Origin of the sequence: Klebsiella sp. JN_Kp127 (genome assembly GCF_040062505.1) — a bacterium.
GTDB lineage: Bacteria > Pseudomonadota > Gammaproteobacteria > Enterobacterales > Enterobacteriaceae > Klebsiella > Klebsiella quasipneumoniae.
Map to the genome: position 1 here is coordinate 123,754 of NZ_JBEAHS010000051.1, position 24,256 is coordinate 148,009.

26 protein-coding genes are annotated in these 24,256 nt (G+C 61.2%); 12 read left to right on the plus strand and 14 right to left on the minus strand.

The genetic code is table 11. The features are described 5' to 3' along the window. Nucleotides 1-38: 38 nt before the first annotated feature. Nucleotides 39-254 (minus strand): DUF4177 domain-containing protein, encoded by a 216-nt coding sequence (locus ABLV04_RS19715; RefSeq protein WP_004205985.1) that lies wholly within the window; start codon nt 252-254, stop codon nt 39-41. Further along, nucleotides 223-1,320, minus strand: a complete 1,098-nt coding sequence (ftrA, locus tag ABLV04_RS19720; protein ID WP_180265959.1) for a transcriptional regulator FtrA — start codon at nt 1,318-1,320, stop codon at nt 223-225. Before ftrA ends, ABLV04_RS19715 begins: the two co-directional genes overlap by 32 nt. 67 nt (nt 1,321-1,387) lie before the next feature. On the opposite strand from ftrA, the gene ABLV04_RS19725 reads away from it, so the two are divergent. The 7 genes from ABLV04_RS19725 to urtE all read left to right on the plus strand — a co-directional run bounded on the left by ABLV04_RS19725 (nt 1,388) and on the right by urtE (nt 8,694). Next, nucleotides 1,388-1,786, plus strand: a complete 399-nt coding sequence (locus ABLV04_RS19725) for a rhodanese-like domain-containing protein (protein ID WP_180265958.1) — start codon at nt 1,388-1,390, stop codon at nt 1,784-1,786. Between the two features lie 148 nt (nt 1,787-1,934). After that, complete coding sequence (locus ABLV04_RS19730; RefSeq protein ID WP_004205982.1) at nt 1,935-3,038, plus strand: cobalamin-independent methionine synthase II family protein; 1,104 nt, start codon at nt 1,935-1,937, stop codon at nt 3,036-3,038. 170 nt (nt 3,039-3,208) lie between these two features. After that, complete coding sequence (gene urtA / locus ABLV04_RS19735; RefSeq protein ID WP_004205981.1) at nt 3,209-4,480, plus strand: urea ABC transporter substrate-binding protein; 1,272 nt, start codon at nt 3,209-3,211, stop codon at nt 4,478-4,480. 61 nt (nt 4,481-4,541) lie between these two features. Then, the gene (gene urtB, locus ABLV04_RS19740) at nt 4,542-6,116 is read left to right on the plus strand and encodes an urea ABC transporter permease subunit UrtB (RefSeq protein ID WP_180265957.1); all 1,575 of its coding nucleotides are present in this window, start codon (nt 4,542-4,544) and stop codon (nt 6,114-6,116) included. Continuing rightward, nucleotides 6,116-7,189 carry an urea ABC transporter permease subunit UrtC gene (gene urtC / locus ABLV04_RS19745; protein WP_044522890.1) on the plus strand — a complete coding sequence of 358 codons (1,074 nt, stop codon included), beginning with the start codon at nt 6,116-6,118 and terminating at the stop codon, nt 7,187-7,189. The genes urtB and urtC overlap by 1 nt, the downstream gene beginning before the upstream one ends. Beyond that, the gene (gene urtD / locus ABLV04_RS19750; protein ID WP_023289616.1) at nt 7,189-7,986 is read left to right on the plus strand and encodes an urea ABC transporter ATP-binding protein UrtD; all 798 of its coding nucleotides are present in this window, start codon (nt 7,189-7,191) and stop codon (nt 7,984-7,986) included. Before urtC ends, urtD begins: the two co-directional genes overlap by 1 nt. A 9-nt stretch (nt 7,987-7,995) precedes the next feature. Then, nucleotides 7,996-8,694, plus strand: a complete 699-nt coding sequence (gene urtE, locus ABLV04_RS19755) for an urea ABC transporter ATP-binding subunit UrtE (RefSeq protein WP_110237655.1) — start codon at nt 7,996-7,998, stop codon at nt 8,692-8,694. Between the two features lie 33 nt (nt 8,695-8,727). On the opposite strand, the gene ABLV04_RS19760 is transcribed toward urtE, so the two are convergent. Both ABLV04_RS19760 and ydeE read right to left on the minus strand, forming a co-directional pair. After that, nucleotides 8,728-9,210 (minus strand): helix-turn-helix domain-containing protein, encoded by a 483-nt coding sequence (locus ABLV04_RS19760; protein WP_023289618.1) that lies wholly within the window; start codon nt 9,208-9,210, stop codon nt 8,728-8,730. A gap of 129 nt (nt 9,211-9,339) precedes the next feature. Beyond that, nucleotides 9,340-10,536, minus strand: coding sequence for an efflux MFS transporter YdeE (ydeE, locus tag ABLV04_RS19765; RefSeq protein WP_180265956.1), 1,197 nt, complete (start codon nt 10,534-10,536; stop codon nt 9,340-9,342). A 195-nt stretch (nt 10,537-10,731) separates the two neighbouring features. Here ydeE and eamA point away from each other — a divergent pair, with 195 nt between their 5' ends. Next, a complete protein-coding gene (eamA, locus tag ABLV04_RS19770; protein ID WP_023289620.1) occupies nt 10,732-11,631 on the plus strand; it encodes an O-acetylserine/cysteine exporter in 900 nt (299 codons plus the stop codon). A 48-nt stretch (nt 11,632-11,679) separates the two neighbouring features. On the opposite strand, the gene marB is transcribed toward eamA, so the two are convergent. Genes marB through marR form a run of 3 tightly spaced genes read right to left on the minus strand, consistent with a single transcriptional unit; the run spans nt 11,680 to nt 12,768 of the window. Further along, entirely contained in the window at nt 11,680-11,898 is a 219-nt protein-coding gene (gene marB / locus ABLV04_RS19775) for a multiple antibiotic resistance protein MarB (protein ID WP_032452772.1), read from the minus strand. 34 nt (nt 11,899-11,932) lie between these two features. After that, nucleotides 11,933-12,313, minus strand: coding sequence for an MDR efflux pump AcrAB transcriptional activator MarA (gene marA / locus ABLV04_RS19780; protein WP_004205971.1), 381 nt, complete (start codon nt 12,311-12,313; stop codon nt 11,933-11,935). A gap of 20 nt (nt 12,314-12,333) precedes the next feature. Then, on the minus strand, nt 12,334-12,768 hold the full coding sequence (gene marR / locus ABLV04_RS19785) for a multiple antibiotic resistance transcriptional regulator MarR (RefSeq protein WP_004143563.1): 435 nt from the start codon (nt 12,766-12,768) through the stop codon (nt 12,334-12,336). Nucleotides 12,769-13,029: 261 nt separating this feature from the next. Here marR and ABLV04_RS19790 point away from each other — a divergent pair, with 261 nt between their 5' ends. Beyond that, a complete protein-coding gene (locus ABLV04_RS19790; protein ID WP_004205969.1) occupies nt 13,030-13,698 on the plus strand; it encodes a MarC family NAAT transporter in 669 nt (222 codons plus the stop codon). A 68-nt stretch (nt 13,699-13,766) separates the two neighbouring features. Here ABLV04_RS19790 and ABLV04_RS19795 read toward each other — a convergent pair whose 3' ends face one another. Next, on the minus strand, nt 13,767-14,966 hold the full coding sequence (locus tag ABLV04_RS19795; RefSeq protein WP_032452773.1) for a sugar transporter: 1,200 nt from the start codon (nt 14,964-14,966) through the stop codon (nt 13,767-13,769). Between the two features lie 201 nt (nt 14,967-15,167). Between ABLV04_RS19795 and ABLV04_RS19800 the strand changes: the two genes are divergently transcribed. Beyond that, nucleotides 15,168-15,959, plus strand: coding sequence for a PhzF family phenazine biosynthesis protein (locus tag ABLV04_RS19800; protein WP_023289623.1), 792 nt, complete (start codon nt 15,168-15,170; stop codon nt 15,957-15,959). A gap of 50 nt (nt 15,960-16,009) precedes the next feature. On the opposite strand, the gene ABLV04_RS19805 is transcribed toward ABLV04_RS19800, so the two are convergent. The 6 genes from ABLV04_RS19805 to ABLV04_RS19830 all read right to left on the minus strand — a co-directional run bounded on the left by ABLV04_RS19805 (nt 16,010) and on the right by ABLV04_RS19830 (nt 21,857). Beyond that, complete coding sequence (locus ABLV04_RS19805; RefSeq protein ID WP_180265955.1) at nt 16,010-16,687, minus strand: SDR family oxidoreductase; 678 nt, start codon at nt 16,685-16,687, stop codon at nt 16,010-16,012. After that, entirely contained in the window at nt 16,684-17,157 is a 474-nt protein-coding gene (locus tag ABLV04_RS19810; RefSeq protein WP_048297479.1) for a YhcH/YjgK/YiaL family protein, read from the minus strand. The genes ABLV04_RS19805 and ABLV04_RS19810 overlap by 4 nt, the downstream gene beginning before the upstream one ends. Continuing rightward, the gene (locus ABLV04_RS19815) at nt 17,154-18,320 is read right to left on the minus strand and encodes an exo-alpha-sialidase (RefSeq protein ID WP_180265954.1); all 1,167 of its coding nucleotides are present in this window, start codon (nt 18,318-18,320) and stop codon (nt 17,154-17,156) included. Before ABLV04_RS19815 ends, ABLV04_RS19810 begins: the two co-directional genes overlap by 4 nt. A gap of 3 nt (nt 18,321-18,323) precedes the next feature. Next, complete coding sequence (locus ABLV04_RS19820; RefSeq protein ID WP_032452778.1) at nt 18,324-19,733, minus strand: sodium:solute symporter family protein; 1,410 nt, start codon at nt 19,731-19,733, stop codon at nt 18,324-18,326. Between the two features lie 76 nt (nt 19,734-19,809). Next, nucleotides 19,810-20,694: a dihydrodipicolinate synthase family protein gene (locus ABLV04_RS19825; protein WP_180265953.1), complete on the minus strand. Its 885-nt coding sequence runs from the start codon at nt 20,692-20,694 to the stop codon at nt 19,810-19,812. A 14-nt stretch (nt 20,695-20,708) separates the two neighbouring features. Further along, on the minus strand, nt 20,709-21,857 hold the full coding sequence (locus ABLV04_RS19830) for an iron-containing alcohol dehydrogenase (protein WP_101861576.1): 1,149 nt from the start codon (nt 21,855-21,857) through the stop codon (nt 20,709-20,711). A gap of 184 nt (nt 21,858-22,041) precedes the next feature. Between ABLV04_RS19830 and ABLV04_RS19835 the strand changes: the two genes are divergently transcribed. Together ABLV04_RS19835 and ABLV04_RS19840 are read left to right on the plus strand one after the other, a co-directional pair. Further along, on the plus strand, nt 22,042-23,277 hold the full coding sequence (locus ABLV04_RS19835; protein ID WP_023289630.1) for a four-carbon acid sugar kinase family protein: 1,236 nt from the start codon (nt 22,042-22,044) through the stop codon (nt 23,275-23,277). Beyond that, the gene (locus ABLV04_RS19840) at nt 23,270-24,256 is read left to right on the plus strand and encodes a D-threonate 4-phosphate dehydrogenase (RefSeq protein WP_180265952.1); all 987 of its coding nucleotides are present in this window, start codon (nt 23,270-23,272) and stop codon (nt 24,254-24,256) included. Before ABLV04_RS19835 ends, ABLV04_RS19840 begins: the two co-directional genes overlap by 8 nt.

Genomic DNA, 24,256 nt, shown 5'->3' on the forward strand with positions numbered 1-24,256 from the left:
ACGCCTGGCTTAAGCGTGTAAACCAGGCGCAGGCTCCGTTACAGGGGCCTTTCAAGCACAAACAGATACGCTTCCCGCGACCAGAACAGGGCGGTACGGCGGCGCTCCACCGACATGGTTTTTACCTCCCAGCCCTCGCGGGTATAGCTGCTGAGAAACTGGCTCATTTTGTCAGGGTCGGCTTTGGCTTCGCCAAAAAACAGGCTGCCCAGCAGGCCCTCTTTATAGATCACTACCCGACACTCTTTCTTCATCATCGACCATCCTGGCGACCGGTTTACTGTGGTCGTCTATTGTCCGTGGCTGCGAGGATTTTGCAATCGGAGAAGTAGCAAACTGTTTACGGTACTGCAGCGGGCTTAGCGCGAAGCGCAGGCGAAAATGGTGGCGCAGGGTGCCAGCGCTGGCAAAACCGCAGCGCTCAGCGATCTGGTCGATGCCCATCGTGCTCTCCGTCAGGTGCTGACGGGCGCGCAGCAGACGCTCCTCCAGCAGCCAGCGGGCGGGGGTTTTACCAGTGGCCTCTTCAAAGCGGCGCAAAAAGGTGCGCGTCCCCATGCCGGCGCGCTGCGCGAGGGAGGCGACGGTGTGGCTGGCGGCGAGATGCTGGTGCAGATAATCAAACAGCTGGCCAAGGCGCAGACTCTCCCGGCTGCGGGCCACCGGACGCAGGACCTGCTGCGCCTGACCGCCATCGCGATGGGGAGAGACCACCAGGCGGCGAGCGACCACATTCGCTGCCTCGCTGCCGAAATCCTCGCGCACCAGATGCAGACAGAGGTCGATCCCCGCCGCGCTGCCGGCGGACGTCATCAGCAAATCATCGCCCACGTAAAGGACATCCTCCACCACCTGGATCTGCGGAAAACGGGACTGCAGCGCCGCGGTGTAGCGCCAGTGGGTTGTCGCCTGGCGGCCATTGAGCAGCCCGGCGGCGGCGAGAACGAACACTCCGGAACAGATGGAGATTATTCGGCATCCGCGGGCGTGAGCGGCGGACAGGGCGGCGCACAGCGCTTCGGGGACCGGGGCGTCGATGCCGCGCCAGCCCGGGACCACGATGGTCTGCGCCTGGGCGAGAAGCTCAGGGCCGCCGTCGGTCATCAGGCGGACCCCGCCGGTGGCTCTCAGAGGCCCTTCATCGACGGCGGCGACGGCGAACTGGTACCAGCGCTCGCCCATTTCCGGGCGCGGCAGGCCGAAGATCTCCACGGCCACGCCAAACTCAAACGTGCACAGGCCATCGTAGGCGAGGGCCACCACGCGGTGAGGTGACGGTGTCACCGAAGGGGTTGTCAGGATGTTAGCGTTTTCTGTCATGGTTGCCGGCAGATAAGGGTGATGGGCGTCAGTAAAGTAGTGTTATCACAGACAAGGAGAAGACGCCATGAGTGTAGTAAGCCAATTTACCCCCGCCACCTCCGCCGAGGCTATCCGCTGGTTCCGCCATAAGCTGCAACTCGAGACCGATTGCGCCGATGTGCACAGCGCGCAGCGTGCCGGCGAGGTCGACTTTGTCCTGCTGCACGTGGTCGGCAGCGAGGAGGCCTTCGCCAGGCGTCACCTGCCCGGCGCGCTGCATCTTCCGCACAGCCAGATCAGCGCCGAGAGAATGGCGGCCTGGCCGGCGGAGACCCTGTTTGTGGTCTATTGCGCCGGGCCGCACTGCAACGGTGCCGACGTAGCCGCGCTGAAGCTGGCCGAACTGGGGCGGCCGGTGAAAATGATGCTCGGCGGGATCACCGGCTGGGAAGATGAGGGTTATGCGTTTGTCGCCGGTAAGTGAATATTTTTCATGTACCATGAAATATTCTCGTTTGCGGCCCGTCGACCTGCATGCCAGTATCTGGACATATAGCCATCCAGAAGTCTAAAAATTCAAATAATGAACTATCACGGTGGGCAACTAACGCGCCCACCGCTAAGGAGACAGCATGCAACGTCAACAGGCCCCGTTCCGCGCAGACATCGTCGGCAGTTTTTTGCGTCCGGACAGTATCAAACAGGCGCGTCAGCAGCTGGCGGAGGGGCTTATCGACGCCGGTCAGCTGCGCGAAATTGAGAATAACGCTATCCGTCATCTGGTCCAGCAGCAGTGCGACTGCGGCCTGCACGTGGTCACCGACGGCGAGTTTCGTCGCGCATGGTGGCATTTCGATTTCTTCGACGGCCTGCAGGGCGTTGAGCGTTACGATGCCGAGCAGGGGATCCAGTTCAACGGCGTGCAGACCAAAGCCCACGGCGTGCGCGTTACCGGCAAGCTGGCGTTCGGCGACCACCCGATGCTGGAGGATTTCCGCTATCTGAAAAGCATCAGCGGCGACGCGCAGCCGAAGATGACCATTCCCAGCCCGAGCGTGCTGCACTTCCGCGGCGGTCGGAAAGATATTGATGCCACCGTTTACCCGGATCTCAGCGACTACTTCGACGACCTGGCCACCACCTGGCGCGACGCGATCCGCGCCTTTTATGACGCCGGCTGTCGCTATCTGCAGCTGGACGATACCGTCTGGGCCTATCTGTGCTCCGATGCCCAGCGTCAGCAGGTACGCGAGCGCGGCGACGATCCGGATGCGCTGGCGCGCATTTATGCCCGGGTGCTGAACCAGGCGCTGGAGGGCAAACCGGCCGATCTGACGGTGGGCCTCCACGTCTGCCGGGGTAATTTCCGCTCAACCTGGATCTCGGAGGGCGGTTACGAGCCGGTGGCCGAGGTGCTGTTTGGCGGCGTCAATGTCGATGCCTTCTTCCTCGAATATGACAACGACCGCTCCGGGGATTTCGCGCCGCTGCGCTTTATTCGTCCCGGCCATCAGCAGGTGGTCCTCGGGTTGATCACCACCAAAAACGGCGAGCTGGAGAACCCGCAGGGGGTCAAAGCGCGTCTCGCCGAGGCGGCGCAGTATGTTCCGCTTGAGCAGATCTGCCTGAGTCCGCAGTGCGGTTTCGCCTCCACGGAAGAGGGTAACGCCCTCAGCGAAGACCAGCAGTGGCAAAAAGTTCGTCTGGTGACCGCCATCGCCGCCGACGTCTGGTAATGCCTTTCTTAGCGCAGCGTTGCACCGTGATGAGGCAACGCTGCCATCTCCTTCACCTCCGCCCTCCGCCTGCGCCGCGTCCCGCTGTTCTCACAACCTGGCACCGTTTTTGCCTTATCACCTCTGGTTAGCTGTTAATTCTTTATTTTTGCGCTACTCAGGAGTGAATCATGCAACGAAGAACGTTATTAAAAGCTTTTGCACTCTCCGCCTCTGTAATGGCTATGGGTCTCTCATTCCAGGCCTATGCCGCCGACACCATTAAAGTCGGGATTATGCATTCGCTCTCCGGGACGATGGCGATTTCCGAAACGCCGCTGAAGGACGTCGCCCTGATGGCCATCGACGACATCAACGCCAAAGGCGGGGTGCTGGGCAAGAAGCTGGAGCCGGTAGTGGTCGACCCGGCCTCCAACTGGCCGCTGTTCGCCGAGAAGGCGCGCCAGCTGCTGGCCCAGGACAAGGTGGCGGTGGTGTTCGGCTGCTGGACCTCGGTCTCGCGTAAATCGGTGTTACCGGTGTTTGAGGAGCTGAACGGCCTGCTGTTCTACCCGGTACAGTACGAAGGGGAAGAGATGTCCCCCAACGTCTTCTATACCGGCGCGGCGCCTAACCAGCAGGCCATCCCGGCGGTGGAATACCTGCTGAGCGAGGACGGCGGCGGCGCCAAACGCTTCTTCCTGCTGGGAACCGACTACGTCTATCCGCGCACCACCAACAAGATCCTTCGCGCCTTCCTGCATGCCAAAGGGATCCAGGACAAAGATATCGAAGAAGTCTACACCCCGTTCGGCTATAGCGATTACCAGACCATCGTCGCCAATATCAAAAAATTCTCCGCTGGCGGCAAAACGGCGGTGGTCTCCACCATCAACGGCGATTCCAACGTGCCTTTCTACAAAGAGCTGGCTAACCAGGGTCTGAAAGCGACCGACGTGCCGGTGGTGGCCTTCTCGGTGGGGGAAGAGGAGCTGCGCGGCATCGATACCAAACCGCTGGTCGGCAACCTCGCGGCATGGAACTACTTTGAGTCGGTCGATAACCCGACCAATAAAGCCTTTGTCGCCGACTATCGCGCTTACGCCAAAGCGCACAAGCTGCCGAATGCCGATACGGTGGTGACCAACGACCCGATGGAGGCGACCTGGGTGGGTCTGCATATGTGGGCGCAGGCGGTGACCAAAGCCGGCACCACCGACGTGGACAAAGTGCGCGACGCCATGGCCGGGCAAACCTTTAAAGCGCCGTCCGGTTTTACCCTGACGATGGATGCCACCAACCACCATCTGCATAAGCCGGTGATGATCGGTGAAATCGAAGGCAACGGCCAGTTCAATGTGGTCTGGCAGACCGATGAGCCCGTCCGCGCGCAGCCGTGGAGCCCGTGGATCCCCGGTAATGATAAGAAACCTGACCATCCGGTGAAAACCGTCAGCCAGTAAGCGCCAGGGCCGACGGGGCGGGAGCGTCGCGCCCGTCGGCCGCTGACCAGAGGAGAACGACATGAACGCATTGCGTCTCATGAGTGTGTTGGCGCTGCTGCTGAGCTTGCTGCCATGGCGGGCGCAGGCTGCGGAGGCGGATGATTTCGTCGCCGCCAGCCGCAGCCAGCAGGCGCAGCTGTTGACCCAGTGGGCGGCGGCGCCGCAGGCCGATCGCCTGCCGTTGCTGCGGGCGTTAACCAGCGAGAGCCTGGTGATGGACGACGGAAAACATGCCTTCCGCGCCCGACAGGGCGGCTTACAACCGCTGGGCGCCGCCGCCGCGCCGCAGGGCGACCCCCGGCCGGTCCGTCTGACCAACCGCCTGCGCAATCTGGCTGCCGGCGCGCTGGCCAGCCATCTTATTTTAAGTGACAACGTCACAGAGCGAGCGTCCGCGGCGCGCACCCTGCAGCGGGAAGCGACCCCGGCCATGGCCGCTCTGCTGCAGCAGCGGCTGAAGGCGGAAAGCGATGATAATGTGCGGGGCCTGCTGGAGGTGGCGCTGGCGCGCCTGCAGTTGACTCAGCCTGAGGCCAGCGCGCGGCTGGCCGCGGTGACGCTGCTCGGCCATTCCGCGGCCCCGGAAACCCAGGCGCTGCTGATCCCCTTTACTGATGCCCAGCATGAGCCGGATGCGGCGGTGCGCGAGGCGGCCAGCGACAGCCTGCAAAAGATCAAACATCGTCTGCTGCTCGGCGATCTGCTGGGCCAGGCCTTTATGGGGCTGTCGCTGGGCTCGGTGCTGCTGCTGGCCGCTCTGGGGCTGGCGATCACCTACGGCCTGCTGGGGGTGATTAACATGGCCCATGGCGAGATGCTGATGATCGGCGCCTACAGCTGCTGGCTGGTACAGCAGGTCCTGGCGCAGCTCGCGCCGCAGTGGCTGGCCTTTTATCCGCTGGTCGCGCTGCCGGTGGCCTTCCTGGTCACCGCCGGGATCGGCATGGCGCTCGAGCGCACCATTATTCGTCATCTGTATGGTCGGCCGCTGGAGACGCTGCTCGCCACCTGGGGGATCAGCCTGATGCTTATTCAGCTGGTGCGGATGCTGTTCGGCGCGCAGAACGTGGAGGTGGCGAACCCCGCCTGGCTCTCCGGCGGCGTGCAGGTCCTGCCGAACCTGATCCTGCCGTGGAACCGGCTGGCGGTGCTGGCGTTCGTCCTGCTGGTGCTGTGCTTCACCTGGCTCATCCTGAACCGCACCCGCCTCGGAATGAACGTCCGCGCCGTGACGCAGAACCGGGCAATGGCCGCCTGCTGCGGCGTGCCTACCGGGCGGGTGGATATGCTGGCCTTTGGTCTTGGATCCGGTATTGCCGGGCTGGGCGGCGTGGCGCTGTCGCAGCTTGGCAACGTCGGCCCGGAGCTGGGTCAGGGCTATATCATCGACTCGTTCCTGGTGGTGGTCCTGGGCGGCGTCGGCCAGCTGGCCGGCAGCGTGGCGGCAGCCTTTGGGCTGGGCATTTTCAACAAAATTCTTGAACCTCAGATGGGCGCGGTGCTTGGCAAGATCCTGATCCTGGTGATGATTATTCTGTTTATTCAGAAACGCCCGCAGGGCCTGTTCGCGTTGAAAGGGAGGGTGATTGACTGATGAGCCAACCCATTACCTTAACGCTGGCGCAGCGCGCGCCGCGGCCTCTGCGCTGGCTGGGGATCCTGTTAGTGCTGGGGCTGCTGAGCATGCCATTCCTGGCGCTGCTGCCGGCCTCCCATCCGCTGGCGGTGCCGAGCTGGCTGCTGACCCTGAGCGGTAAAATCCTCTGCTACGCCATCGTGGCGGTGGCGCTGGATCTGGTCTGGGGCTACGCGGGTATGCTATCCCTTGGCCACGGGATTTTCTTTGCCCTCGGCGGGTACGCCATGGGCATGTACCTGATGCGCCAGGCGGCGGGGGACGGTCTGCCGGCGTTCATGTCTTTTCTCTCCTGGAACGAGCTGCCCTGGTTCTGGTGGGGCACGCAGCATTTCGCCTGGGCGATGGCGCTGGTGGTGCTGGTTCCCGGCCTGCTGGCGCTGGTTTTCGGCTGGTTCGCCTTCCGCTCGAAGATCAAAGGGGTCTATTTCTCGATCATGACCCAGGCCTTGACCTATGCCGGTATGCTGCTGTTCTTTCGCAACGAGACCGGGTTTGGCGGTAACAACGGCTTCACCGGATTTACCACGCTGCTGGGCTTTCCGGTCACCGCCACCGGCACCCGGGCGGCGCTGTTTATGGCCACGGTCCTGCTGCTGTTGCTGACCCTGTGGCTGGGCTCGGCGCTGGCGCAGAGTAAGTTTGGCCGCATCCTCACCGCGGTGCGGGATGCCGAGAACCGCCTGATGTTCTGCGGGTACGACCCGCGCGGCTTCAAGCTGCTGGTGTGGACGCTGTCGGCGGTGCTCTGCGGCCTGGCGGGGGCGTTATACGTCCCGCAGGTGGGGATCATCAACCCCAGCGAAATGTCGCCGACCAACTCCATCGAGGCCGCCATCTGGGTGGCGCTCGGCGGGCGCGGCACCCTGATCGGCCCGGTGCTTGGCGCCGGACTGGTCAATGGCGCGAAAAGCATTTTCACCGTGGCGATGCCGGAGTACTGGCAGCTGTTTCTTGGCCTCATGTTCATCATCGTGACCCTGTTTCTACCCCGCGGGGTGATGGGTCTGCTGCGTCGAGGAGACCGCTAATGCAACCGGATGAAGGACTGTTTACCCGCCAGCTGCCCGGAGATCGCTTCCGTGCGCAGACCGACCCGGTACTGCAGCTGGAGAACATTAACGTCAGCTTTGACGGTTTCCGGGCGCTGACGGATCTGTCGCTGGCGATAGGCGTCGGCGAGTTGCGCTGCGTGATCGGCCCCAACGGCGCGGGCAAGACCACCCTGATGGACGTGATCACCGGCAAAACCCGGCCGCAGAGCGGCAAAGCGATCTATGACCAGTCGGTGGATCTGACCACTCTCGACCCGGTGGCCATCGCCCGCCAGGGTATCGGGCGCAAGTTTCAAAAGCCGACGGTCTTCGAAGCGCTGACGGTGGCGGAAAATCTCGCCCTGGCGATGAAGGGGGATAAATCGGTGTGGGCCAGCCTGCGCGCCCGGCTGAGCAGCGAACAGGACGATCGGCTGAATGAGGTGCTGCGCCTGCTGCGCCTCGACGGCGAACGCTACCGCCAGGCGGGTCTGCTGTCCCATGGCCAGAAACAGTTTCTTGAGATCGGCATGCTGCTGGTGCAGGAACCGCATCTGCTGCTGCTTGATGAGCCAGCGGCCGGCATGACCGATGCGGAAACCGAATATACCGCGGAGCTGTTTCGCACGCTGGCCGGACAGCACTCCCTGATGGTGGTGGAGCACGACATGGGGTTTGTCGAGACCATTGCCGACCGGGTGACGGTCCTGCATCAGGGCCAGGTGCTGGCGGAGGGGTCGCTGCGGGAGGTGCAGGCCAATGAGCAGGTCATTGAAGTTTATCTGGGACGTTAAGGAGCGCCAATGTTACAGGTGAGTCAGTTACATCAGTACTACGGCGGGAGCCACATCTTGCGCGGGGTGGATTTTACCGCCCGTCAGGGCGAGGTCACCTGCCTGCTGGGGCGCAACGGCGTCGGTAAGACCACGTTGCTGAAATGTCTGATGGGGCTTATTCCGGCGCGTAGCGGCGAGGTGCGCTGGCAGGATCAGAACATCACCCACCGTAAACCGCACCAGCGGGTGCAGGCCGGGGTGGCCTACGTCCCCCAGGGACGCGAGATTTTTCCTCGCCTGACGGTGGAAGAAAACCTGCTGATGGGGCTGTCGCGCTTTCCCGCCCGCGAGGCGCAGCAGGTGCCGGAGGAGATTTTCCAGCTTTTCCCGGTGCTCAAGACCATGAAGCAGCGGCGGGGCGGTGACTTATCCGGCGGTCAGCAGCAGCAGCTGGCGATCGGCCGCGCGCTGGCCAGCCGTCCGCAGCTGCTGATCCTCGATGAGCCCACCGAGGGGATCCAGCCCTCGGTCATCAAAGAGATTGGCGAGGTGATCCGTCAACTGGCGAGCCGCGGGGATATGGCCATTCTGCTGGTGGAGCAATTCTATGACTTTGCCGCCGGGCTGGCGGACCACTACCTGGTGATGTCGCGCGGCGCCATCGTCCAGCAGGGAAAGGGCGGAGATATGGAAACCGACGGCGTGCGCGCCCTGGTGACTATCTGATCGGGCCGGCGGCGCGCGCCGCCGGTTTCCATGCTATTTACGCAGCAGCCGCTGCAGGCGCGCCTGGCGCCAGTTTTTGATCCATTCGCCAAAGACGAACAGACGTAATCCTCTCACCACCAGCAGAGCGCCCCAGATCAGGGCGACCCAGCCGGACCAGTAGTACTGCGGGTTCGTGTACCGGTTGAGCACCGCCAGCAGCACGCAGACCACCAGCGCCACCGACAGCGAACGAAAAAAGCGACTCTCCTGCTGCACCCGCGCTTTCGCTTCCTCTATACGCAGATCCAGCGAAGCTTGCGGACCCGGCGCGCCCTCCCGCGAGGCTTCGCCGCCGATCTCGGCCACCGTCACCTCAAAGACCGCGGCGAGGGCGCTGAGGGTCTCCAGCCCCGGGCGTTCGCCATTCTCAATGCGCTGGATCGTGCGGACGCTGAGCCCCGCCATTTCGGCCAGCTGTTCCTGGGACCAGGCGCGCTGCAGCCGTAATTGTTTGACCTGATTGATGCTGTTCATATTCATATGCTCCATGACGTTCTGCGGATGTAAACCTGTGATGGAGTATGGAAAAGCGGGCCGCCAGCCACCACGACAGCGACCCGACAACGGCCCGACAGCAACCTGACAGCCGCATGTCAGCTGGCGTCAGGCCCTGGCTAGCGGAGAATCCGGCTGCCAGGGACGGGCATTGATCCCCTGGAAAATCATCAGCCAGGCGGCGACAATAGCCGCGATAAGAATGACAAACAGCGACCAGTGCGGCAGATGGGTGAGGATCAACCCGGTGAACATCGGGTTGAAGGCCGCGCCCAGCCATCCCAGCGACTGAGCGGAGAAGTAGCTGGCCTTCATTCCCGGCGGGGCGATATGGTCAATCAGCATATACTCGCCGGGGGCATAAATCACCTCGCCAAGGGTGAAGATCGCCGCCGAGATCCCCCACGCCCACAGGCTGGCGCCGGAGAACATAAAGCCCACGAGGCCGATCACAAAGCAGAGGGTACCGAAGGTCATCAGCGGGCGGATATTTCTCGCGCTCAGCCGCCGGCCAACGGCGTACTGCAGGGCGACGACCACCGCGGCGTTAACCGGCAGCACTACGGCCACGACTTTCTCTGCGAAGTCGCTGCTGGCGACCACCAGCACGTACTGCGAGATACAGGAGGCGAAGGCGCCGCCGACGAAGGAGGCCAGCAGCCCGGAACAGGTAAACCACAGCAGCGCGCGGTCGCGCAGCAGCACCGAAGGCGTCCAGGCGGCAGCTCCCGGCTGGGCGGCGGCGGCCCCATCCCGCTGGAGAAACAGCTGAATAAACACCAGCGGGAAGGCGGCGCAGGCCGCCGCCAGCCAGAAGGGCAGATTAATGCTGTGCATCACCAGCAGCGTGCCGATAGGCGGCCCGACGGTCCAGCCGATGTTGAGGATGGTGTAGTTCAGCGAGAAGATGCGCGCTTTTTTCTCCGCCGTCAGCCGGTCGGCGAACCAGGCTTTCAGTACGGTGGAAAAGACCGAATAGGCGCAGTTGATCAGCGCAAAGAAGATCACCACCAGGGTCGCGTTATGGACCAGCGGTATCGCGCTGAAACCGAGGATAAATACCAGCACTGACCACACCATATAGCGCTTTTTGTCGAACTTGTCCGCGAGGATGCCAAAGCCCATGCTGAACAGCACGCCGACCACCAGGGCCAGCGACAGGGCGTAGCCGATCACATCCACCTCCAGCTGATAGCGTCGGGTGAGGTAGATGGTCATAAACGGCAGTGTGGCCCCGCGGCCGATAGTCAACAGTAACGACGATGCCAGCAGCGCGATGGTGGAGCGCCGGAGTGTGGTGATCATGATTTCCTTGCCTGTCATGTTGTTATAATTTTATGTCTTCGATCACAAATAACACGGTCATCACGCCTTGTACAGGTCGCCCCGGTCGCGATCGGCACTTCTGAACCTGCCAAAAATAATGATCTATCCTGGCGGCCGCTTTTTCGCTACTTTGATTTTGTTCACAAAAATTCTAATAACGACAGAGGCAGGGGTATGACGAGGAAAGATGGACTGCTGGCGCTGCTGGTAGTGGTGGTGTGGGGGCTTAACTTCGTGGTGATTAAGCTGGGATTGCACAATATGCCGCCGCTGATGCTGGCGGGCCTGCGCTTTATGCTGGTGGCCTTTCCAGCGCTGCTGTTTGTCGCCCGGCCAGCCATTCCGTTGCGCCTGCTGTTGGGCTATGGCCTGACCATTAGCTTTGGCCAGTTTGCCTTTCTGTTCTGCGCTATCGGCCTGGGCATGCCGGCGGGGCTGGCGTCGCTGGTTCTGCAGGCGCAAGCCTTCTTTACCATCATCCTCGGCGCCTTCGTCTTTGGCGAACGCCTGCAGGGCAAGCAGCTGGCGGGGATCGCTCTGGCGATCTTCGGCGTGCTGGTGCTGGTGGAGGGGAGCCTCGGAGGGGAACATGTCCCGCTGGTGGGCTTTATGCTGACCCTGGCGGCGGCGCTCAGCTGGGCCTGCGGCAATATTTTTAACAAGAAAATCATGTCCCAGGCGACCCGGCCGCCGATCATGTCGCTGGTGGTGTGGAGCGCATTGATCCCGGTGCTGCCGTTTATGCTCGCCTCGTGGCTGATCGATGGCCCGCAGTTGATGCTGGCGAGTCTGCGCCAGATCGATGTGCTGACGGTTCTCTCGCTGCTTTACCTGGCGTTTATCGCCACTATTGTCGGCTACGGTATCTGGGGCTCGCTGCTGGGGCGGTATGAAACCTGGCGGGTGGCGCCGCTGTCGCTGCTGGTGCCGGTGGTGGGGATGGCCAGCGCCGCGCTGCTGCTGGGAGAGACGCTGAGCGGGCTGCAGCTCGCCGGGGCGGCGCTGATCATGGCCGGGCTCTATATCAACGTTTTCGGTCTGCGTCTGGTGCGGCCGGGCATGGCGCGCGGGTAAAAAAAAGCCCCGGAGACGGGGCTATACACAAGTATGCGTGTAATGGCATCACAGGTCGTGCTGCTGGTAGTACGGCACGCCAAGTTCGTCAGATTTATCATTGCCGGCCGCCATATGATTGAAATCAAACGGCGAGTCGTTATGTTCCGAAGGGATAATCATTGTGTCACGCTGGTTTTGCCGCACCGGCGTGGTGGTTTGCTCCGCATAGCTGAAGCTGGATGCCAGCGACATAACGACGATGGCTGCGGCAGCGAATAGTTTCATGATTTCCTCAATACGTCTTTAATAATGCAGGCGATTAACAACAGTTATTTAGCGGATGCAGATAGCGGGATTCGCCAGGTACATTCGTTATGCGATATTTGTGGGGCGGAACATCGAAATAGTTTTTAAACGTTCGCGTCAGGGTCTGCTGCGATTCGAAACCGTAGCGTTCCGCCAGGTACAGGATTGGCTCATTGCTCTGCTTGAGCTTTTGCGCAATCTCCGTCAGCTTACGGCTGCGGATGTACTGGCCGAGGGAATGGCCGGTCTCTTTCTTAAACATACGTTGCAGGTGCCACTTGGAGTAACCTGAGCGCTCAGACACTTTTTCCAGCGACAGGGGCGATTCCAGGTTATCCTCGATCCACGACAAAATACTATGGATAGTGATGGCGTCATTATTACGTCTGGACATCATCTTACCTCTTCTTATTTTTACGGCAGGACCTTCTTGAGGAGTTGCTCAAGCATGGCGACTTCGTCCGCCGACAGATTTTTTGTTAACTCCTGGTGTAACTTCTGACCCACAACCTGATGACACTGCTCGCAAAGGGCTGCGCCGTCTGGCGTCAACTGCACCAGCACGCCGCGCTTGTCAGCGGGGTTGGGTAACCGTTCAATCCAGCCTTTACACGCCAGGCGGTCGAGCATACGCGTCATCGCGCCCGGGTCGACGGAAAGCACGGTTTTCAGCTCAACGGGGGTAATACATACCTCGCAACGAATGGAACAGAGCACCCGGAACTGGGTCGCGGTAATATCCATGGGTGAGAGGTAGTCATTGAGCAGGCGATCTTTTTTCTGGTTAACCATCTGGATCAAGCGGCCCAGCGGGATCATCTCGTTGAACAGGTCGCTGGTACTTTTCATGATGGTTGCCCAGGCAATGATTTAGTTGCGAGTGATACTATTGCCCAGGCAATCATAAGTCAACATTATGAATTGGCCGATGCCACGATTTGCTAAAACAAGAAAATTCGACACGGGTCACTGTTTGTGAATTTTCTAACGCTTGTTAATTTTTGGCGAAGGTGATTTATCAGCAGGCTGGCGTTGGAATTGTTGAAGCCGGTATACTCACGGCGTGAAACCATCCTTAAAAAATGAATATTTACGGGGCTTTTTTTAACTATGTTTGATTTGTTTAAAGCGATAGGGCTCGGCCTGGCGGTGCTGTTACCGCTGGCGAATCCGCTGACTACCGTGGCGCTGTTCCTTGGCCTGGCGGGCAATATGAACAACGCCGAGCGGAACAAACAGGCGTTGATGGCTTCGGTGTATGTCTTCGCCATCCTGATGGTGTCGTGGTATGCCGGCCAGGTGGTGATGAATACATTCGGCATATCAATACCTGGGCTGCGTATCGCCGGGGGGTTGATTGTGGCCTTTATCGGTTTCCGCATGCTGTTCCCCCAGCAAAAAGCCCACGATTCGATGGAAGCGAAGATCAAATCGGAAGAGCTACAGGATGAGCCAACCGCCAATATCGCCTTTGTGCCGCTGGCGATGCCAAGCACCGCCGGTCCGGGCACCATCGCGATGATCATCAGTTCCGCCTCAACCGTGAAGCACGGCGTGGACTTCCCGGAGTGGGTGGTGCTGGCGGCGCCGCCGATTATCTTTGCCCTGTTGGCGATCATTCTCTGGGGTTGCCTGCGCAGTTCGGGGGCGATTATGCGTCTGGTAGGCAAAGGCGGCATTGAGGCCATTTCGCGGCTGATGGGCTTCCTGCTGGTCTGCATGGGCGTGCAGTTCATTATTAACGGCGTGCTGGAGATTATTTCGACCTGGCATCCCTGACCGCGGTGATGCGCAGAGAGACAAAAGCCCGCCGGAGCGATACCGACGGGCTTTTTTTTGCGGCTCAATCAAGAGTGGTGCGGCTGGTGCTCTTCCAGCGATACCGGCCAGCGACGGAAGATCAGCAGGGCCCAGATCAGGCCTGCCAGCGCCGGGATGGCGCCGATGTAGCCGATGGAGGCCATAGAGAGGTGCAGACTCACCTGGCTGCCTACCAGCGCGCCGGCGCCAATGCCGATGTTAAAGATGCCCGAGAACAGCGACATGGCGACGTCGGTGGCGTCCGGGGCGGAGGCCAGCACTTTCACCTGCATGCCGAGACCGATAATCATGATCGCCACCCCCCAGAAGATGCTGAGCAGCATCAGGTGGTGCGGGTTATGCGAGGCCGGCAAAAGCAGCAGCAGACAGGCCAGCAGCAGGCCGATGGCGAGGCTTATCAGCCCCGAAGCGTGCTGGTTACCGAGCTTGCCGAACAGAATGCTGCCGATAATCCCGGCCCCGCCGAGGATCAGCAGCAGTACGGTGGCAAAATTGCCGCTCAGACCCGCCACCGTCTGGACGAAGGGTTCGATATAGCTGTAGGCGGTATAATGGGCGGTCACCACCACCACGGTCAGAATGTACACGCTGACCAGCGCCGGGCGACGGAACAGCACCGGCAGGCTTTTCAGCGAGCCTGAGTGTTCGCTCGGCAGCGTCGGCAGCAGTTTCACCAGGCAGGCCAGAGTGGCTAAGGCGCCGAGGCCGATCGCCAGGAAGGTCATCCGCCAGCCAAAATACTGGCCGATGATGCGGCCGATCGGAATGCCAAACACCATCGCCAGCGCGGTACCGGTGGCGATCAGGCTCAGCGCCTGTGCCCGTTTGCCCGGGGGCGCCATGCGGATGGCCAGCGCCGACGTTATCGACCAGAACACCGCATGGGCGAAGGCGATGCCGATGCGGCTGATGACCAGCACGTCAAAATTCCATGCAAAGAACGACAGCACATGGCTGGCGATAAACAGAATAAACAGGCCGATGAGCAACCGCCGACGCTCCACTTTGCTGGTCAGCAGCATAAACGGCAGCGACATTAACGCCACCACCCATGCGTAGATGGTCAGCATCATGCCCACCTGGGCGGTTTCCATGCCGAAGCTGTCGGCAATATCCGACAGCAGACCGACCGGGGCAAATTCTGTGGTGTTAAAAATAAACGCGGCGATGGCCAACGTCACGACACGTAGCCACGCTACCTTGCGTGAGACCGTATTCGTAGTCATAAGCTCTGGACTGGTGATTCAGGGGAAGATGTGACGCTGATCTTAAAACGTTTGCTGGCGAAAAGACAATCATTTTGTGATCTGCATCTCATTTCACTGCAAACGCCCAGGTGCGGTTAAGCAATTAATTTTGCTATGGATAGTGTCAGGGGGGCGCTTTTATGTCATGTTGAAGGAAAGTAAAAAAAATAAGGACAGTGTATGCAGGAAATTCAATTTTATCTGGTCGATGCCTTCAGCGATAAAAACTTCGGCGGCAATGCCGCGGCCGTTTGCCCCCTCAGCGAGTGGTTAGCCGACGATGTGCTGCTGAAAATGGCCCAACAGCATAACCAGTCCGAAACGGCGTTCTTCGTCCGCACCGACGAAGGCTATGAGCTGCGCTGGTTTACCACCCTTGGCGAGATCAACCTCTGCGGCCACGCCACCCTGGCGACGGCGCACGTTATTTTTGAATATCTCGACCATCCCTCGGCGACGATTACCTTTAGCACCCGTTTTGTCGGCGACCTGCGGGTGACCCGCAGCGGCGACTGGCTGACGCTCGACTTCCCGGCGTGGACGACCACCCCGGTGGCCAATCCGCCGGCGGACCTGCTGGCCGGGCTGGGCCTCGAGGCGGCCGTCGAGGTACGGGAAGGGCGCGATTATCTGGTGCTGCTGGCGGATCGCCGGCAGGTTGAAGCGGTGCAACCGGACATGGCGCGCCTGCAGACGCTCGGCAAAATGATCTGCGTGAGCGCGCCGGATGAGGAATATGACTTTGTCAGCCGCTTCTTCTGCCCGGGAGAAGGGGTGCCGGAGGATCCGGTGACCGGCTCCGCCCACAGCATGCTGATCCCCTGGTGGGGCGACAAGCTGGGGAAAACCACCATGATGGCGCGCCAGGTCTCCGCCCGCGGCGGGGATCTGCGCTGCCAGTGGCAGGGCGACCGGGTGCTGATCGGCGGCCAGGCCACCACCTATCTGCGCGGGACTGTCTATTTGCGTTAATCCTCACCGCCGCGTCGTTCCGTTGTCCGGGGGCGGCGCGGCGTGCGTCATCAGGCAAGGGAGGCGCCACCGCACATCACCAGCTCCTGTCCGGTCATCGCCGATGCGCCCTCACTCAATAACCAGCTTATCAGCGAGACCACCTCCTGCGGGGTAATGAGCCTCCCCAGCGGCGGCAGCCGCGGCGGAGAGCTTTCCCTACCAGGCTGATGGAGCATCGGCGTATCGGTTGCCCCGGGCGCCACCACGTTGACCGTCACCCCAGCGGGCGCCAGCTCTGCCGCCCAGCTTCTGGCAAGGGCGACCAGCGCGGCTTTGGTGGCCGTATACTGGGAACGACCCGCTGCACCTCGTGATGTTCGGCTTCCCAGCAGAACAACCCTCCCGCCCGGCGCCATGGCCGGGGCGAAGTGATTGACCAGCGTTTGGGCCGCGTCGACATGTAAACGCCACAGCGACTCGCCGCGCAGTGGATCAAGATTGCCCAGGGGCGCGGCGGTCATCGAACCCGCGGCGTGGATGATGGCCTGAGGAGGCTCAATCTGTTCCAGCGCCGCCAGCAGCGCGCTGCGTTGGCTGACATCGATCTCCAGATGGCGAAAGTTCGGCTGTGAGAAGGGCGGCAGCGAACGGCTCATGCCGACCACCTGCCAGCCGTCCTCCAGCAATTGCCTCACCACCGCGGCGCCGATCCCGGAGCTGGCCCCGGTGACTATGGCCCGCTTCATTGCGCCTCCAGCATCGCTGCCGGTATCTTGAATACCGCCTTTCTGACCGGCGCTGGCGTCGAAACCGCACACAGCGCCTGGTGCGGTTCGCCGGGGTAAAAGACCGCGAAGTCGCCGGGACGCAGCAGAATAGAGACACTCTCCGGGGCCGGCTGACAGAGATAGAGGTCGGGCTTAAGCTCATTATCCTGCGGGCGCATCACGGCAGCCATGCCCGCCTGGATCCGCTCCTCGCCGGCCAGGATGACCTGAATATCCGCCCACTGGCGATGATATTCCGTATGCCGCTCGGCCGCAGGCTGGGTTTGCGCCACGCCGAGGGTGCAGAACCACGGCGCGCCGTCGGGCTGGAAGCGGCCATCCTCTCTGGCGCTCAGTGCGGCCAGCGAACAGGCCTCGCTGCTCAAAAGCTGCTTTAACGCCGGCGGCAGACCAGCCTGGTGCAGCGCCTGCAGGGTACCGATAATCATGCGCTTTCTCCTTTCACCCACTGTGGCGAAACGCGAACATACTTGATCGCCTGGCGGTACCAGGTGTAGGCGATATGCAAATTACCGTCTGCTCCCTGTTTGATGCTGGGGTAGGAGAACTCCCGGTTCAGCTTCTGCTCCGAATTATTGGTCATGCAGTAGCCGTCGCCCTCGTCAAGATTACGCAGCCACGGCCAGCTTTTGCCGCCGTCAGGCGAGATCGCCACCGTCATCGGCGCGCGGGGCGCGCCCCAGAAGGCGCTTTTTCCGGTTGTTTCCGGCTCCTTACGGCCATCGTCATCCGCAATTTCATCGTACAGTGAGGCTCGGCGTTCGGTGGCCCCGGCGGCGCTCATATTATTAAACACCAGCGCCAGTTCGCCATTGTCGAGAGTCGTCGCCTGAATGGACGAGTTGTTGTTCGGCAGCGTCGTTGGCACCGGCGCAGACCAGCTTTCACCCTGGTCGCTGGAGCGGCTGAACCAGATGTGATCCGCCCAGCGACTGCGAAAGAAGGCCGCCAGTCCGCCGTCGGGATGCGCGGTGATGCTCATATGGACGCAGCCAAGACTCTCCGGGACCGCCACGTCGCGCCAGCTTCTGCCGCCGTCGGAGGAGATCTTCACCGCGCTGACGTCATTGTTACCCACCCATTTCTCGCCGGGTGCAGTGCGGCAGTAAAACACCGGCAGCAGCCAGCTGCCGTCAGGCATGACGCTAATCGGCTGGCGAATAAAGGTACCGGGCTGATCCAACAGGGTATCGATGGGTCCCCAGCTTTGCCCGCCGTCGTGTGACTGGCGGTAGCGCACAATGGCAGTATCCTGGTTGCCGGCGAATTGCGCCGTCCATAACAGCCACACTACATGGTCCGGCGCCTGAAACAGCACCGGATTTTGTTCCGAGCGGTCAGGATCGTCGGAGAGCTTAACCGCTTCGCTCCAGCGATCGCTGCCGGGGGCTAACCGCGAACCCCAGATCGAAATGTCGGCTTTCCCCTCCTGGGAGCCGCCGAACCAGACGCACATCAGGCAGCCATCATCCAGCTGAAGCAGGTTGGCGGCATGATTTTGCGGGCAGGCGTTGGGGAGCATCGCCCATGCGATATGTTCATCTTGCTGGTGCTGGCGAATGACGCCGTCGAAAGAAGGAATTGCGGACATGTTTTAGACTCCACGTTGCTCAACAGGGGCAGGGGATGATTGTGATTTATTCGGGATCAGGCGATCGATGACCATAATGATCGCCGGGGTCGCCAGGGCGATATACATGTTATTGATGCCGAACGGATCGCCAAGTAAATACCAGACGGAGGTCACCACGCAGGCGCCGATCAGACCGGCATTGGCGCCGCGGGTGCTCCTGAAGAAGGGGGCATAGAAGGCGATGACCGCTACTACGGTAATGGACAGGCGGATGGCGCGGGTGAAGAAGGAGAGTTTCAGCACTTCCGGCACCAGCAGCACAAAGATCAGCGGCAGGAAGCCGATAATTAACGATGCCCAGCGCGTGGCTCTGAACTCCTGGTCCGGGGTCGGATTACGCCATGGCACGTAGAAATCTTTCACCACCAGCGAGGCAATGGCCAGAGCAACGGTACTTACGCTGACGAATATCGAGGCCACAAGTGACGTTGTCACGAGTCCCGCCAGCCAGGGATTCATGTCCTGCAGAAATACCGGCAGGGCGTACAGGCTGTTGATTTCCGGATGCAGATACTTCGCCGCCACGCCGATGATGGCGATGGCAAGGGCGATGGGCAGGCAGAAAAAGAAGGCGATCCACGTGGAGCGCTTTGCTGACCGGACGTCTTTGGTGGAGCTGATCGCCTGGATAACAAACTGGGTGCAGAAGATGGAGCCGATAGTGCCGATAAGCCAGGCGAAGATAGTGCCAGCGCCAATGTTGCCATCCCACGTCCAGTAGTAATCCGGCATCTTCTCAATCATCGGCGTGAAGCCGCCGGTTTTGGATAGAGCAAAACCCAGAATGATCAGCAGACCAGCGTATTTTAACGCGCTGTGTAACATGGTGACCCAGGCGACGCCTTTCATGCCGCCGAAGGCGAAATAGAAGGTACTGACGATGGCGGTAATAAAGGCGGCCACGGGTAAGTTGACTTTTAAGACGGTGGAAATAGCCGCGGCGCCGCTGACGTAGTTGCCCACGTTAACCAGCAACAGCGCATAAATCATGATCAGGGAGATAATATTTTTGGTACTGGTGCCATATTTCTCAGCGATAGCCCCGGATATGGTGATTTTCCCGGTGTTATAGATGCGCTTTACCAGAATCAAACCGAACAGCGGGAAGCCGATGGCCGCCCCCAGCACGGACCATGAGGCGGCAATTCCGCTCTCAAAGGCGGCCTGAGCGGTACCGATGGTTGATTTGGCACCAATATATTCCGACATCAGTAATATACCGACAATAAAGGCCGGCATGGCGCGCGAGCCTTCCATAAAATCCCCGGAATTCTTACTACGAATACGGAATGTCAGCCAGGTGGTAAACAGAATATAGGCAATGACAATGCCGACAATAATAAAGGTATCTTCAGCGGTAAAATGATTCATCTTAGCCTCTCTCTGGGCGTACGAATCCTGGGTACGGCGGTACCCGGTCTGTTTTATTTACGAAACGCAGCGGGTATTACGCTAAATAACGGGCAATGATGCCGCGTATTTCCTGCAGCTGCTGGTCACTAAACTGCACCGCGTAGCGGCTGTCGCCCACCTCATGGCCCATCAGCTGCAGCGCTTTTTTCACCGCCGCGGGTGAGAACGCTACGTTGTACAGGTCGGTGCGCAGGCCCGTTACCCGCTCCTGCGCCTGGCGCGATCCGGCGATATCTCCAGCATGGAACAGCGACCAGATAGCGTTGATCTCGGCAGGCGCGACGTTGGCAAGCCCCGAGATGCAGGCTGAGCAGCCGTCGACAAACCCCTGATGGATAAGCGAGTCCGGGCCGTTGAGAACGTCGAAACCGTCAATGTCGCGTACCGCGTCAAGAAATCCTTTCAGACTGTCGTAGCTGCCGGCGCTATCCTTGATGCCAATGATATTGTCGTGCTGCGCCAGCTTACGCGCTGTCTCCGGCGCAAGGGTGTTACCGGTGCGGGCGGGAATGTTGTAAAGAAAGAGCGGGACGCTCAGGGCGTCGGCGATCGCCGTATAGTGGTTTATCAGCTCTTCCTGCTTCAGGGGCACGAACCACGGGGTAATGGCCGATACCGCGTCAACCCCGAGGCGGGCGATCTGCTGGCCAAGCCGGCGGGTCTCCCGGGTGGAAACCTCCCCGATGTGGGCTACCACCGGCGCGCGACCGGCGGCCGCCTCCACGCAGGTTCTGGCGACGGCGATCTTCTCTTCCTCATTGAGGACAAAAAACTCGCCGTTGGTGCCGCCGCAGAATATGCCGTTGCCCGCGGCGATCTGGCGCTGCACCTGCTGCTGCAGCGCTGGCAGGTTAAGGGCTCCCTCGGTGGTAAAGGGGGTAACGATGGCGGTGAGTACGCCGCTAATGGCTTTCCTCATTTGATTTTCTCCTGTTAGGCATGTTCCGGAAAAAGCGTCTGGTAGATAGCCGCGATCTCTTCACGGCTGACGCTGCAGGGGGCGTTATTCATCAGGCGCTTAACGTTCTGCGCCGCCGCGCTGAGGGCGGGGATACTGTCTGCGGGAACGCCGAGCGCGGCGAGGTTATCGGGCAGCGGTAAGCGTTTGACCAGCGCCGCCAGCCATGCCACCAGCGCATGGGATTTCTCTTCCTCGCTGAGGGTGAGGTCCGCGTCGGGGATCAGATCCCAGACCTGAGCGAACTTCGCCACCGCGTGGGGGCGGACCACCCGCATGCAGGGCGCCAGCAGAATGGCGTTGGCCACCCCGTGCGGCAGGTGCCAGGTGCCGCCGAGCGGATAGGAGAGCGCATGCACCAGATGGGTGCCGGCATAGTTGATCGCCGCGCCGCCGTACCACGAGGCCCAGAGCATCTCCAGCTTCGCCGTCAGATCCTGCGGCTGATCCACCGAGCGTTCGATATGACGCACCAGCTTGTGTAAACCGATTAACGCCGCGTTATCGCTTACCGGGTTGGCCACGGTGGAGGTGAAACACTCCAGCAGATGGCACAGAGCATCGATCCCGGTCGAGGCTGCGATGCTGGCCGGCATGCTGGTGGTCAGCTCCGGCAGCAGGGCGACGTAGTCCGGGAGCAGCACCGGGGAGATGATCCCCACTTTGGTCTGCTGCTCGGGGATCGCCAGAATAGCGTTCGGCGTTGCTTCGGAGCCGGTCCCGGCGGTGGCAGGGATCAGCAGGGAGCATAGCCGTCGTTGCGGCTGTTCACCCGCCAGCAGGGCCGTCAGAGTGGGGGCTTGCGGATGCAGCAGCACCGACAGCAGTTTCGCCACGTCCAGTACGCTCCCGCCGCCAATGCCGACGACCATCTGCGGTTGAGAAGCGCCCAGCTGGCTGACGATCTCCGCCACATCCTGATGACTGGGCTCGGCAGGCACACTGTTAATGACCTCAACCTGGCGCCCGTCAGCCGCCAGCAGGCGATGGATCGCCCGGGTCGCCTCCAGCGCCCCGACGTTCTTGTCGGTCACCAGCAGGATACGGGTTTTATCTGCCAGCAGCGGGAGCAGGGCCGATGAGGCGCCAGCCCCGCTGATGATCGTGCTGTGTATCGTCGCCACGCGTTTCTCCTTGGTAGTGGTTGATTGAATTCAATCATTCACGAGTCGTTCTACTCGTCTGGTGGGGAAAAGTTATAATTTATACGGCGGTTTAATAACTTGAGCTTGCTCACATTTAATCAAATATGATTGAATATAATCAAATTCAGATTTGCAACGTTTACAACGACCACAAGGCAGGACAATGAAAGACGGCAATAACAGCGTGCTGGTGCTGGCAGATGACTTTACCGGAGCCAATGACGCCGGGGTCAGCCTGGCGGAGGCGGGCATGTCGGTAGAAGTGGCATTCTCCGCCGGGCAGGCGTCATCCGCCCGGGCGTTAATACTCAACAGCGACAGCCGGGCGATGACCGCCGGCGCGGCCGCCGACAAGGTCACCGCTCTGCTGCGCGGCGCGGCGCGATTCGCCCCGCGCTGGCAGATAAAGAAGATCGACTCCACGCTGCGCGGCAACCCCGGCGCCGAACTGGAAGCGATGATGACGGCGCAGGGCTGCCGGGTGGCGGTTGTGGCGCCGGCTTACCCGGCGGCCGGGCGGCATACCCGGGACGGACGCTGCTATGTACACGGGATACCCCTCGATCACACCGAATTTGCCAGCGATCCGAAGACGCCGGTTAGCCGGGCGGATATTGCCGGCATTCTCGCCATGCAGAGCCGGCTGCCGAGCCGGTCGCTGAGCGCCGCCCAGCTTCCGGGAGCGTTAGCGACGGCAGGCGATGCGAGGCAGGTACTGATTATCGACGCCTGGGAAGAGCGTCATCTGGATCAGGTCATTGACGCCGTCGCTCCTCATGCGCAGGAGACCCTGCTGGTCGGCTCGGCAGGCCTTTGCGAGGCGCTGGCGCGCCGCCTGCGCCGCAGCGAGCAGGGGCCGCTGCTGGCGGTGGTCGGCTCGATGAGCGAGATGGCGCAGCGCCAGGTCGCGGCGCTGCAGGCTCATTCCCGAGTGAGAAAGATCGAAATTGATGTCGAACAGGCCTTTAGCGGATCGCCGAAGGAGGAAGCCTCGCGGATCGCCGAGGTGCTGCGTGAGGGTGATCACTGCGTGGTGACCACCCGCCCGAATAACGCCGTCCGGCACGGGATTGAAGCCCAGTGCCGCGAACGCGGTCTCAGCCGTGCGGCCTACGGGGAGCACATCTGCGCCTGGCTTGCCGACGTTACGGCACAGGCGGTGGCGCTGTGCCCCCCTGGCGCGCTGTATCTCTCCGGTGGCGATGTGGCCATCGCCGTGGCTCAGGCGCTCGGCGCCAGCGGTTTTCAGATCCGCGGCCGGGTCGCGGAGTGCGTCCCATACGGATACTTCCTCGGCGGCCGCTGGTCGCGGCCGGTGATGACTAAAGCCGGAGGATTCGGCACCGACACCACGCTATTACATGTTGTGAATTTTATTGAGGAGAAACTGAGTGTCTAACATCATTGCAGTCACAATGGGCGACCCGGCAGGGATTGGTCCGGAGATTATTATCAAATCCCTCGCCGAAGGGGCGCTGAACGGCGCGCCGGTGGTGGTGGTGGGCTGCGCGCAGACGCTGCGGCGTATCCTGGCGTTGAACATCACCCCGCGGGCGGAGCTGCGCATCATTGACCATCCCGCCGAGGCAAGCTTTGCCCCGGCGACGATTAACGTCATCGATGAGCCGCTGAGCGACCCGCAGGGGCTGCGTCCTGGCGAAGTGCAGGCCCAGGCCGGGGATCTGGCGTTTCGCTGCATTAAGCGGGCGACCCGCCTCGCGCTGGAGGGCGCCGTCGCGGCCATCGCCACCGCGCCGTTGAATAAAGAGGCGCTGCATCTGGCGGGGCATGCTTTTCCCGGTCATACGGAACTGTTGGCCCACCTGACGCAAACCACCGATTACGCCATGGTGCTGTACACCGAAAAGCTTAAGGTTATCCATATCACCACCCATATCGCCCTGCGCCAGTTCCTTGACACCCTCAACCAGCCGCGGATCGAGACAGTGATCGGCGTGGCGGATCGCTTTCTGCGCCGCGTCGGCTATCAGCGTCCGCGCATTGCGGTCGCCGGCGTGAACCCGCACGCCGGGGAGAACGGCCTGTTTGGTGATGAAGAGATCCGCATCGTCGCCCCCGCGGTTGCCGCCATGCGGGAGCAGGGAGTGGAGGTAACCGGCCCCTGTCCGCCGGACACGGTGTTTATGCAGTGTCATGAGGGGATGTACGACATGGTCGTGGCGATGTATCACGACCAGGGGCATATTCCGCTGAAGCTGCTGGGATTCTATGATGGGGTCAATATCACCGCCGGGCTGCCGTTTATCCGCACCTCTGCGGATCATGGCACCGCGTTTGATATTGCCTGGACAGGTAAAGCGAAGTCTGAGAGCATGGCAACCTCCATTGAGCTCGCCATGCACATCGCGCAGGAATAA